Annotated in this window: 10 protein-coding genes; 3 read left to right on the top strand and 7 right to left on the bottom strand. The window is 38.5% G+C overall.

Going from position 1 to position 12,697, the window contains the following annotated elements:
* Window positions 1-68 precede the first annotated feature (68 nt).
* Window positions 69-941, top strand: coding sequence for a peptidylprolyl isomerase (locus AC625_RS05415; RefSeq protein WP_049680346.1), 873 nt, complete (start codon window positions 69-71; stop codon window positions 939-941).
* 105 nt (window positions 942-1,046) lie between these two features.
* On the opposite strand, the gene AC625_RS05410 is transcribed toward AC625_RS05415, so the two are convergent.
* From AC625_RS05410 to AC625_RS05385, 6 genes are all read right to left on the bottom strand, one after another.
* A complete protein-coding gene (locus AC625_RS05410) occupies window positions 1,047-1,235 on the bottom strand; it encodes a sporulation YhaL family protein (RefSeq protein ID WP_049680345.1) in 189 nt (62 codons plus the stop codon).
* Between the two features lie 263 nt (window positions 1,236-1,498).
* The gene (gene yhaM / locus AC625_RS05405) at window positions 1,499-2,443 is read right to left on the bottom strand and encodes a 3'-5' exoribonuclease YhaM (protein WP_049680344.1); all 945 of its coding nucleotides are present in this window, start codon (window positions 2,441-2,443) and stop codon (window positions 1,499-1,501) included.
* 109 nt (window positions 2,444-2,552) lie between these two features.
* Window positions 2,553-5,654, bottom strand: coding sequence for an ATP-binding protein (locus tag AC625_RS05400; RefSeq protein WP_082190949.1), 3,102 nt, complete (start codon window positions 5,652-5,654; stop codon window positions 2,553-2,555).
* Complete coding sequence (locus tag AC625_RS05395; RefSeq protein WP_049680342.1) at window positions 5,573-6,781, bottom strand: metallophosphoesterase family protein; 1,209 nt, start codon at window positions 6,779-6,781, stop codon at window positions 5,573-5,575. Before AC625_RS05395 ends, AC625_RS05400 begins: the two co-directional genes overlap by 82 nt.
* Window positions 6,782-6,995: 214 nt before the next feature.
* Window positions 6,996-8,246, bottom strand: coding sequence for an ABC transporter permease (locus AC625_RS05390; protein WP_049680341.1), 1,251 nt, complete (start codon window positions 8,244-8,246; stop codon window positions 6,996-6,998).
* A complete protein-coding gene (locus AC625_RS05385) occupies window positions 8,239-9,138 on the bottom strand; it encodes an ABC transporter ATP-binding protein (RefSeq protein WP_049680340.1) in 900 nt (299 codons plus the stop codon). The genes AC625_RS05390 and AC625_RS05385 overlap by 8 nt, the downstream gene beginning before the upstream one ends.
* A 257-nt stretch (window positions 9,139-9,395) precedes the next feature.
* Here AC625_RS05385 and AC625_RS05380 point away from each other — a divergent pair, with 257 nt between their 5' ends.
* Together AC625_RS05380 and AC625_RS05375 are read left to right on the top strand one after the other, a co-directional pair.
* Window positions 9,396-9,584 (top strand): YhzD family protein, encoded by a 189-nt coding sequence (locus AC625_RS05380; protein ID WP_049680339.1) that lies wholly within the window; start codon window positions 9,396-9,398, stop codon window positions 9,582-9,584.
* Window positions 9,585-9,991: 407 nt separating this feature from the next.
* Window positions 9,992-10,840, top strand: coding sequence for a dimethylarginine dimethylaminohydrolase family protein (locus AC625_RS05375; protein WP_049680338.1), 849 nt, complete (start codon window positions 9,992-9,994; stop codon window positions 10,838-10,840).
* Between the two features lie 167 nt (window positions 10,841-11,007).
* On the opposite strand, the gene AC625_RS05370 is transcribed toward AC625_RS05375, so the two are convergent.
* Window positions 11,008-12,516 (bottom strand): coproporphyrinogen III oxidase, encoded by a 1,509-nt coding sequence (locus AC625_RS05370; protein ID WP_049680337.1) that lies wholly within the window; start codon window positions 12,514-12,516, stop codon window positions 11,008-11,010.
* Between the last annotated feature and the right edge of the window lie 181 nt (window positions 12,517-12,697).

The following is a 12,697-nucleotide window of genomic DNA, read 5'->3' as shown; positions in this document are numbered from 1 at the left end:
ATATGGTATAGTAAGTTTTGTGGATTCACATAACAGCCACGAATCTAGATAAACAGGAGTTGTTCTAAATGAAAAAATGGGCATTATCCATAATGGTAATTGCGGGTCTTCTTGGACTAGCTGCTTGTAGCAACGGCGGAGATTCTAAAGCAGTGGCAACTTCCAAAGCTGGAGATATCACGAAAGAAGAGCTTTACGATGTAATGAAAGAAAGATATGGCGATGCAGTTTTGCAAGAGCTAGTATACGAAAAGATTCTTTCAGATAAATATAAAGTAACCGATAAAGAGCTGGACAAAAAATTGGACGAGCTTAAGACACAGCTAGGAGAAAACTATGAGATGGCACTTGCTCAGTCTGGTATGGATGAAGCTGCCTTGAAGCGTTCTCTTAAAGTTCAAATGCTTCAAGAAAAAGCAGCACTTGCTAGTGTTAAAGTAACTGAAAAAGAAATGAAAGAATACTACGATAATCAAAAGCCTGAAATTCATGCAAGACACATCCTCGTTAAAGATGAAACGACTGCTAAAGAAGTGAAAGAAAAGCTAAAAAATGGTGAAGACTTTGCTAAGTTAGCAAAAGAATATTCTACAGATACTGGAAGTGCTGAAAAAGGCGGAGACCTTGGATGGTTCGGTCAAGGAGCAATGGTTGCTGAATTTGAAAACGCAGCTTACACATTGAAGAAAGATGAAATTAGCGAACCTGTTAAAAGCCAGTATGGATTCCATATCATTCAACTTCTAGATAAAAAAGAAAAAAAATCTTATGAAGAGTCAAAGGCTGAGATCGAAAAAGAATTAAAACTTTCTAAACTTGATAATGCTGCAGTTCAAAAAGCTCTTAATAAAGAAGTGAAAGATGCAGATTTAAAAGTGAATGATAATGATTTAAAAGACGCATTCAAAACAGAAGAGCCTGCAGAACCGGCTAAGAAATAAAACATAAACACATTTAAGGTTAAGAGCTGGATGTGTACAAGCAACTTTCATATCAACTCCCAAATCTTATGCAAACAAAAAGGCAGGTCTGATGACCTGCCTTTTCTAATGTTCCATTCCTGGCTGTTGCTCTTTTTCTCGGTCTTCCTGTTCTTCCTTCATTCTTTCTATATACTTTTGCCCTTCCTGTTCAATCCACTCATTTTCCTTTTTTCGATCCTGCCTTGCCGTATAAACACTCATCCAGGCACTGACTAAAATCCCTGCAAATATAACCCAAATCCAAATTGGCATGTTCTTGCTCCTTTCGGGGATCTTGTCCCACTTGTATTACTAATGAATATGCATGGGGCGAAGATATATGTCATGTTTTTCATCGAGACTGTTCCATGACGAAAGGGTCAGACCCCAGATCTACTATCTATCGGTTATATGACGTGTAAATGACATAATAAACTGTCTATAAAGTATGAGGTCAGATCCTTGGTGACATCCTCCTTTTCGGATAAATACAAAAAAAGCACCAATGCCAAAATCTTCGCACGGTGCATGTATCATCATTCAGAAAATGTCGGTTTATAAAATGAACGATTTTCAAGAGCGAATACTTTTTCAGTAAATTCGCCTGGTTTAGCCTTTTCAAGAGCACGGTTCATCATATTAATCTTCGCATCTAAGTTATCAATATAGTGGAGAACCTCTGCCTCACGAACTAAAGGTGGTTTCGCACTCCCCCACTCTGCTTTACCATGATGGCTCAAGACAAGATGCTGTAGAATCATGACTTCTTCACTTTGAATGTTCAATTCATCAGCAGCTTTTCCTATTTCATTGACCATAATCGTAATATGGCCTAGTAAATTGCCTTCAGTTGTATAAACAGTTGACACTGGACCTGATAGCTCTTTCACTTTACCAAGGTCATGCAAAATAATTCCCGCATATAAAAGGTCTTTATCAAGTGTTGGGTATAAAGCAGTGATCCCCTTCGCTAAGTCAAGCATGGAAACTACATGATAAGCAAGTCCTGAATAAAATTCATGATGGTTTTTTGTTGCAGCAGGGAATGTCAAGAAATCACTTTGGTATTTTTTCAGTAAATGACGTGTGACTCTTTGGATATTCGGATTTTTCATTTCAAAAATATACTGCGTAATTTTCCCCATCATTTCATCCTGGCTCAATGGAGCTGTTTGAATAAGATCGGCTGGAGTCACTCCATCCTGTTCAGTCGTCAATCGGATATTCCGAATCTTTAGCTGGCTGCGTCCTCGGAAATTCTGAACCTCTCCTAGCACTTTGACCGTTTTTTCACCTGAAAAATTACGCTCATCATCTTCAGAAATATCCCATAGCTTTGCTTCTATTTCTCCTGTTTTATCAGAAAGGATCAGTGTCAGAAAGGGCTTGCCATTACTAGCCACTGCCTTGTTACTGCTTTTTATATACATATATGTATCCATTGCCTCACCAACACCGAAGTGAATGATGCCTTTTTGCATGTGTATATACCCCCGTTCTATGTTAAGTATCAATAGTATACCATATCTTGCAATATTTCGGTTTCAACTTATTAGATTTTCATGATGAAACAATATTCCTATTTTTTGCTCATAAAGAGGCACCCATAGGATTAGATAAATAGGTCAAGCTTCCTTGTGAAAAATAGTTGAGCAGATGTTCATGGCATGTAAAGAAAATAATTTGCCTTTGTTCAGATATTTTCGCTAATAAAGCAATCGTGTTTCCTGTTCGTTTACTGTCAAAATTCACAAAGCTATCATCAATGATAAGCGGAAAAGGATCCTCCTTGAATGTGTGGTCCGCGAGCGCAAGGCGAATCGCTACGTATATTTGTTCGGCAGTGCCACGACTCACTTCATTGACATCAAACATCAGATGATCAGAGCGCTGGACAGTGAATCCTTCCGTATCATGATTCAGGAAAATTCGGCTATACTGTCCATCCGTTAAATAGGAAAAATACTCTTCTGCTTTGTTTATAACACTAGGGAGACGTTCTTTTTTGAACGCATCAATCGTTTGATTCAGCAAACTTCGTGCAACAGCATATTTGGCCCAGTCTTTGGCATCTTCGTTAAACACTTGGCGCGCTTCATGAAATTGATGCATTCTATCATCATATAATCCACCCTCTTCAAGCTGTTTAATTCTATGTTTCCAATCCGATTGTTTCTCTAGCAGCGTCGATTGTCTACTAGTGATTTCATTTCGGATTGCTTCAAGATTTTCAATCGTATACTTACTAATATCCATTCCCATATACTCAGTTAGCTGATTCCCTTGTAAACGTGACTGCTCCAGTTGCATGACGACAAGCTTCAGTTGGCTAAGAAGCTGTAGTCTTTCTTCAGCCCGTAATGCTTTTTCGCGAAAATCATCTTCATCCGCCACATTCGCTTTGTCGTACAATTCTTGTATTTGCCCGATGACATAATCCTTTTCAGATTTGTGATTCTCAAGTTCAACCATTGTTTTCGTTTCTTCCTCAACATGCTGTTTCAGTTGAATTTTCTTTTCGAACAAATCATTTAATGCTCTTTTTAAAATAGTAAGAGCTTCCTGCCAAGTACCCGGATATTCCCCCAGCTCCCCTGTATAATAAAACAATGTTTTCTTCCTATTTTGTATTTCACTATGAATATACTCATTGTTTTTACGAATCACATTTCTTTCTTCTACTTTCACTTTTAATTTTTCAAGCAAGCCAAAGACTTCCTCTAGGTCATGCTCGATCGCTTCATCTGGGATACCCCATACCTTAACAATAGTCATCGCTTCCGCCTGAGCTGTTTTCCATGATGCTTCCCAAGTTTCAAAATCGTGAATCACATCATCAAATGCTTGTTCCCGTTCTTCCTTCTTAAATGCTTCATTGGCTATTAATCGTTCTAGTTCACGATCTTGTTCAAGTAAACGCAAAGCTGCATCTGACTCATATTCCATTGAACGAGTTTGAGATTCTTCCTTCTCAACGGACACCCTCTTTTCTTTAGCCTCAGAAAGTCTCCGTATATCATCGGCTAACGTGTGTTTCTCCTTAAAAAAGAAGAAACCTATCCAAATAGCAACCAGCGCAACTACAAAGAAAAACGTAAGTATTGTCTGCTTAGTAAAAATCGAATAGATCGATAGGCCTAATAGAATCAAGCTAATGAAAGAAAAAATACCACGTTTTTTACTAAGTTGATCCCGCTCTTTTTTTTCCTGTACCTTATAGTTCCGCTCCAAGTCCGCAATTTGTTCATCAAGCATTTCTTTTTTCACTATATGATACTGTTTATTTTGCCTTTGATCTTTTGCTGTTTCGAGCTTTAGCCTCTGCTCCTTTGGCAAGCGCCTACATTTTAGTTCTTCAAGCCTCATTTCAGACTGCTCTAATCGTCCCTTTACTCGTTTATCTCGTTCATCAAGCTGCTCTTTTTCATTACTTAACACTCGTTTTTTTTGTGCGAGCGTTCTTATTTTCTCCTTCATAAAGGTGCTGAAGTCTAGTTGCAGGATTGCTTCTACATGGCCTTTAAAGGACAGATCATCCTTAAGATTGTCGATTTCCTTACTTACTAGTTCTAAAGCTTTGTCCTCTTTATGTTTATCAAGCTCCAATTGTTCAAGTAGTGCAGAACTCTCGATAGCTGTTTCGATACTTTCCTTATGTTCTTCTAAAAAAGGTGAAGGGGCCATCTTTTCCTTTCCAGTTATCAGTTCTTGATACTGTTGTTGAAGTGAAACTTGCTTGGCCTCATGCTGAATAAGAAGAGAGTTTAGCTGTTCCAGCCGTTTTAAACCGTCAATCGGAAAAACTTGATCACCTAACCGGTCCAGTCTCGATTGGATGACAGCCTGTTCCTCAGCAAGCGGCTTGATTCGAAGATATTCCCCTGTATAAAATAGCTGTTCTTCATTAACTTGAGATTGTTTCTTCAGCTCTTCTAGTTCTTCACCAATTTCTTTCAATTCACTTTGTAGTTCGTTATAATTCAGTTGATCATCACCTGAATTTTTCATATTTTGTTGATGTACTTTCAGCTGCTTCATTTGACTATTAAGTAGCGGCTTCTGTCCAGAGGGTTTAAACCGTAGATCCAGCTCTTTTTGCAATCTCCCTTCTGCATCCAGAATCTTATCATTGCCAACTAAACCTGCTGATAGCAAATACTTGCCAATGTCCCCTTCTCCCATCGTATGTAGCCCCTGTAGACCTTGTAGGTCAAAAGAAAAAATTGATTGATAATAGGCCTTATCCATGCCATGTAGGATATTGTTAAGTATTTCTTCTCCAGCAACTTCACCATTTGCAAAAGTGACAGATACATCCCCCGTTGCTTTTCCTTTTACCCGTTCAATTCTTATCTCGCCATATTGCTTTGTTGCAACAATAAGCAGCCCACCATATTTAGCGTGCATTTTCGGTTCATACCGTAACTCGTTTTGTACTTTGGTTGGAAAGCCAAATAATATACTGTGGATAAACGACATGATTGTCGATTTGCCTGCTTCATTTTTCCCGAAAAACACATGCAATTCAGTCAAATTTGTAAACCGTTCATTTTCCATTTTTCCATACCCATATACGTATATCTCTCTTATTCTCAAACCACTCTCCCCCCTTAATGCAGCATTTGCAAAAGCATCCGTTTGGCGTCTTTTAGAATTTGTTCTTGCTCCTCTTCCGTCAGTGAATCGAGCCATTTCTTAGCAATCCCATGCCGATATAGAGGCTGTAGGGCTTCTTCAAATTCTGTAAAACGTTCCACCTTTGAGAGAAGCTCTGATGTAAACGGAGTGTCCTGTAAAACAACCGGTATTGTGTCCCTGTGAATCGTCATCCGATATGGCCATACATTCCATTCCTCATTCTCTGACTGCTCTTGCAAAATAGAGAGAACATCAGCTAGAAATTCTTCGCTAAGTACATCAGGTTGATGAACATTTCTGCCATCTACTGTAAGTTCAAGTAAATATTTTTTTGTAACATCATGGTATTTTATTAACTGATTCTTGCACTCATCAAGGATTGAATCAAAAGTACTTATTTCAGGAATCGTTACAGTTTCTGTATCCCAAATCATTTCTGCCGTTCGAATAAATTCGTGTTTCCAATCATTACCTTCCAGCTCGATGATATAACAGCCCTTCTCTCCACTTTCCTTGCGATTTCTTCCCTGAATATTTCCTGGGTAAATGGCAAGTGGTTGCTCAGCGACAATTTGCCTTTTATGAATATGTCCAAGCGCCCAATAATCGAAATGCTTGTCTGTGAGATCTCGTAACGAGAACGGAGCATAAGGGCTATGAGTTGTAAATCCTTCTAAATTTCCGTGTAGAAGTCCAATATGATAATCGGCTCCCTCTATTTTTACATATGTATCGATCATTCTCTCTGTTACATGTCGCTTTGGATAGCTGAACCCGTAAATATGTACGAGCGTACCATCACATTTTTGAAATGACTTCATTCCCGCTTTTTCCGAAAATACATGAACATTATCAGGTAAATCCACTTGTATCCATGCTCCCCCCAAATGATCGTGGTTGCCGTGAATGATATATACAGAAATCCCAACAGCCTTCAAACGCTCCATTTCACTTCGAAACCTCACTTGAGTTCGTAAGCTTCTATTTTCGCCGTCAAATAAGTCTCCCGATAAAAGCATAAAGTCTACCTTCTTGTGAATGGCCGTATCAATGATACTGCGGAACGCCTTAAACGGACTTTCCCGAATTTCGCCTGCCCATGCTTGAGGTACATATTTTAGTCCCGTAAACGGACTGTCCAAATGCAAATCTGCCGCATGTAAAAAAACAATCGGTCTCATACTCAAACCTCCATTCCGTTTTTGATTCTTGTCTCTTAGTTTACCCTAATTGCAGCATAAACAGAACGCACTTTCCCATTTTATCATTCATGGAAAAGAAGAGGTTATCTCACAACAAAAAGGTCAGAAAAAAGGGTCAGACCCATATCTACTATTTATTGTTTATATGAAGTGAAGAGACTATAAACAGTGTATAGAGTATGGGGTCAGACCCTTATTTTTTCTTTGATAATTGTAAGGCGCTTTTAATGCTTTTTAAAGATTTCGAGCTTCCATACATCAAGACGCCACCACGATAGATTCTAGCACCTACAATACCTAGCAGGATAATCGTCGCGATTAATAGGCCAATACTTATGGCGATTTCCCAGAAAGGAACATTAAGCATGCCAACTCGTAAAAACATGATCATCGGGCTGAAAAATGGAATAAATGATGTGATGGTAATATAACTAGCTGAAGGATTGCCAAGGCCAAACATTGCAATCAGGAAGGCAATGACAACAAGCATGGTCATCGGAGAAATCATTTGCTGTACATCTTCTATTTTGCTGACGACAGAGCCAAGGCATGCGGCAAGTGTCGCATACAAAAGATAACCAAGCATAGCGAATATGATCGCATAAATAATAGTGGATATATTCGTGTTACCAAAACCAAAAATCGCGAAGAATCCTTCATTCATATCAGTCAAATTTCGTTTAATCGAGACATAACCCACTCCGAAAAATAAGATCATTTGGGTAAGACTCAGCAAGGCAACACCCAATATTTTCGCAAACATTTGGGTAATGGGCGAGACACTTGAAATCAAAATTTCCATCACTCGTGATGTTTTTTCTGTAGCCACTTCCATCGCAATCATCGTTGCATACATTAACACACCAAAATAAATGACGAATAAAAGCACATAAACGAGACCCCGAGCTTGATTCAGATCTTCCTCTGATTTTGCATTTTCTGCAAGAGCAATTGTTTCATAAGCTGGGGGTGTATTCAATTGTACGATTTGCTGGTCAGTCAAATTCAATTCGCTTGCTGTACGTTTGCTTTTCAAGTGAGAAAGCGCTAGAAATAAATCATTGCTAATCAATGAATCTGATATTTGATTGGCTTTATACGTTCCTTTTAAGCCATAGTTCACGTCTTTTTCAAGTAGTAAATACCCCCTGATTTCTTCATCTGTTACCTTTTTCTCTACATTTCCTTCATCTTGGGAAGCGATAATCGTAATTTCGTCGTTCACAGCTTCTACTTCAGCTTTATAGCTATCAAATAAATGATCACCCGTTTGATCGATGACGGCAACCTGCTCTTGTTCATCACTTCCGAATGCCTTCAAAATATTCGTCATGTTTGAAAGAATAAGAACCAATGCCATCATAATGACTGTAGTAATGATGAAAGATTTCGTTTTTAATTTTGATATATAGGTATGCGAAAGCACAATCCAAAATTTATTCATAGGCTGCACCCACTTTTTCGATAAAGATATCTGTCAATGACGGCTCTTCCAATTCGAATTTCCGAACAAATCCTTTAGGAACAAGATCACGAATGATACTCGCAGCAACATCCTCTCCCGTTACCTGTAGAATCTTCCCTTCCATCGTTGTCTTGACTTTCGTTACGCCAGGATAAGAATCCAAGAAAGATAAATCAAAATCAGCTCGAATCGACACATTCTTTTTCCCAAATGAACGTTTAATTTCTTTCAGTTTACCTTCAACAACAGGTGATCCCTTATGCATAATACAAAGATGCTCACACATTTCTTCAACATGCTCCATTCGATGGCTTGAAAAAACAATTGTCGTGCCACTATCCCGCAAGTCGATGACAGCATCTTTCAACATCTCCACATTCACCGGATCTAGCCCGCTAAATGGTTCATCAAGAATAAGCAATTCCGGTTTGTGAATCATGGAAGCGATCAACTGGATTTTTTGCTGATTTCCCTTAGAAAGCTCTTCAACACGCTTATCGATATATTCTGGAACCTTAAAGCGATCAAGCCAATATTCTAGCTCCTTCAAAGCTTTTCCTTTGTTCATACCTCTTAATCTTGCCAGGTAAACAATTTGATCGCGCACCTTTAGCTTCGGGTAAAGACCACGTTCCTCAGGAAGGTAGCCGATTAAAGAGCTGCTCGCATAGTCTATCTTGTTTCCATTCCAAACAATTTCCCCTTCTGTTGGGTCAAGTAGCCCAAGAATCATCCGAAACGTTGTTGTTTTACCAGCACCATTACCACCTAAAAAACCAAACATTTCTTTCTCAGGAATTGTGAAATTAAGATTATTGACAGCAGTAAATTCCCCAAATTTTTTTGTTACTCCTTTAATTTGTAAAGCCAACTGATTCCCCCCTATAAAGTGACACTTCCATCAGTAGTTTTTTTATCCGTACCTATTTTCTTGATTCACTCATAAAAATGAACGTAAGGTATTATCGCCTGTTAAAGTGGGTAATACACCATTCTTCTTTTATCTTAACGGAATTCCTATCCATGTACAACACGCAAAACTTGATATTAATGGTATAAACATTACAAAAAAAGGAATATTATAAAATTATCTCTATATGAAATTCTAAAATAAAAGGAGAGTTTTACATGAGCGGAACCTACAAATTGACAGTCTTTGAACCAACCGGGGAAAAATTGTTAGATGAGGCTTTTACAGCTGAAAATGATGAATTGGCAAAAGAATTAGGTCAGCGATTATTACTGGAAAAAAACTTTGAATACAAAACACATCGTTGCACTTCTTCAGCAGGTAAACTTCTTCTCTTTCACCGTTAAAGAGACATGCGTCAACAAAAGCTGGTGCATGAACCGCGCCGGCTTTTAAGTAAAACAAACAATTGAGCGTTCGGACCACCATTCATGCATTCTCTAAATCAAATGATGAAATCCATTCACCACCGCTTTTAGAGGTTGTTCAAAAAGTCCGGTAGAAAAGCTTGCGAATTGCATCAAAGCTCTGTCTCTCGTGTTCTCACGTATTACTGTATACACGAAAGGTTGGAGACGATCACTCCTCGAACTTCTTGACTCTTTTTATCCTCCTTTTTGAACACGTACTTTTATTAAAATAAATTCTACATGGCTCTTTTCTCCTTCTTTTTCTTAAATCCTTTAATTTCTGATGTTTTCTAAGTGATAAAAAAGGAAAGAATACAAGAAATAGTCCAATTAGGGGGATAAGTATGATAATAGGTCATGATGCCGCAAGCTATTGCATGAGTGAATATGATCTTTTAAAAAAAGTGATTGTCTGTGAGCCACAATATATGGAAATTCGCGAAGTAATCAATGAAACTCAAAAGCAATTCAAAGATGAGAACATTGATCGAAAACTGGCAATGCAGCAACATGAGCAATTTATTGAACGATTAAAAGAATTAGATGTGAAAGTATATAAACTTCCCGCCCTTGAAGCATTTCCTGAACAAGTTTTCACACGGGACATCGGGTTCACCATTGGAAAAACTGTATTTGTGGCCGAAATGGCGAATCATTTGCGACAAGGGGAGGACCATGTATTAAAGTCTTGGCTTATAGAGGAGCATCTGCCATTTTTCGACTTAACAACGGAGTATATTGAAGGTGGAGATGTATTGATTGACCGAAAATCAATCTACATTGGAATCAGTTCTCGAACCCATGAAAAGTCTATCAGACAATTGCAAAGTCTTCTTCCGCATTTTGAAATCATTGCCATGCCGTTTCAGGAAAAATTCCTACACTTGGATTGTGTATTCAATATCCTTTCGCCGACTGAAGCACTAATTTTTCCAGAAGCATTTGAACATAAAGAAATCGATATGCTTCGTTCACGTTTTGACCTGATTGAAGTTAATGACGAAGAACAATTCACGTTAGGTGCAAACGTACTTTCAATAGGAAGAAAAAAAGTCTTCAGTCTGCCCAGCAATAAGATGGTGAATCATCAGCTCCGAATGAGAGGGTACGAATTAATTGAAGTAGACATTTCCGAAATTATTAAATCAGGTGGTTCATTTAGATGCTGCACAATGCCACTTGTACGGGAATAATACACGGTTTGCCAGGTGCTTTTGATTAGAGGTACATCTGTGTCTTGACCCATAAATCTTGGATTCGACGCATATTTATTTGTTTCGTAAGATTCCGTGTCATTATAAACATAAATTTCAAAAAAGAACCCTCACCATTTCTAACCTGGTCTAGGGTTCTCCTTAGGTTATTTTTGTATAACTCCGAACAGTTCCTCAAGAATTTCTATCTTCTTCTCCGTATAGTGTTCAAAATTGTCATTGTATGACTTAGGATCCTTCGGGTTTGCAAAATGAGTAATTTTCCCTGTAACTGGGTCAAGGAACTTACTCGCCGCCCCACAGCCAAGCCCGATAATGGTTTGCTGTTCTTCCATGATCATGATGTTATACAAGCTTTCTTGACCTGGGAAGGAATAGCCGACATTTTCAAGGTTACCGAGAATATTCTTCTGGCGATATAAGTAATATGGCGTGTAACCATGTTTTTCTGTCCAGCTTTCGGCCGTTCGCATCATTTTCTCGGCTTCTTCACGTGAAGCTACTTTATACTTTTGCTTATTGCGTGTCATTTCAGAAGCACGTTTGAACGATAAGGTATGCACAGTCAGCGATTCAGGCAGTAGCTTTTCCGTTTCATCCAATGTTACCTGGAATTCAGGGAGCTCCTCTCCTGGAAGCCCAATAATTAAATCCATATTAATATTGTTCATGCCCATCTTTCTTGAGAGATGGAACTTCGTGATCGTTTCTTCAACCGTATGATGGCGACCGATTGCCTTCAGCGTCTCCTGAATATACGATTGTGGATTCACACTAATCCGGTCAATATTCCACTTTTTCAGTACTTCGAGCTTTTCGGGTGTGATCGTATCCGGACGCCCTGCTTCAACCGTTATTTCACGAACCTTTTCAACATCTGGGAAACTTGCATACATTTCTTCGTACAGCATATCCATTTCTTCTGCAGTAATACTTGTTGGTGTACCGCCCCCATAATAAATCGTGGTGATTTTTACATTATGTTCTTTCATCCAGCGACCCATTTCTTTAATTTCATAATGAAGACCCCCAAGGAATGAAGTCACAGAACCTTGTCTGCCATTAATCGCATAGGCTGGGAATGTACAATATGCACATTTTGTTGGGCAGAATGGAATCCCGATATAGATGCTCACTTCTTGTTTCAAATCGTATAAGTCCGGTATGGCTGCTAATTGCCGATCGACGATACGCTGCATCAGATCAATTTTCTCATCAGAAATTAAATAATCTTCACGGAGTTCAGCATGTGCTTGTTCTTTCGAAAGTCCTTGTTGAAGCTTTTGATGGAGGAGTTTGGTAGGACGGATTCCCGTTAAGATGCCCCATTTCTGTGTGATACCTGTGATCTTCTGAAGCACATCCAAATACACATGGGAAACAGCTCGCTTCACTTGTTTAAACTGCTCTTTATCTGTTTTTGCTGCAATCAGTTCTTGCTCATAACCAGCTATATAGCTTTTTTTCGTAGTTTTTTCCAGTAGTGCTGCAGATACGATAATTTTATCAGTTACTTCATACTGAAGTGTCACCTCAAAATCAGCATCATTGGCCTCGCCAAAAACAATTTCCGTTTCTTCATAAAATAAGTTCGCAATATTTCGAAGCGGACGTTCAAACCGCTCATCATGTAATCCCTTTATTTCAATTTGCAAAATGATCACCTGTTTAATTTTATTTCGTAAATATCCTTTTCATTTTACAGAATTGGACTAGTTCGGTCAATGTTAACAACAGCCAAATCAATTTGCTAGCGACTAATCCATCATTTTTTCCGAACAATTGAAATCCATATTTTTCCGACCTTTTATAAGTCATTTCGGCCGATAACTGAAT

Origin of the sequence: Peribacillus loiseleuriae (assembly GCF_001183985.1) — a bacterium.
Classification (GTDB): Bacteria; Bacillota; Bacilli; order Bacillales; family DSM-1321; genus Peribacillus; species Peribacillus loiseleuriae.
This window is presented reverse-complemented; position numbering and strand designations above follow the sequence as displayed.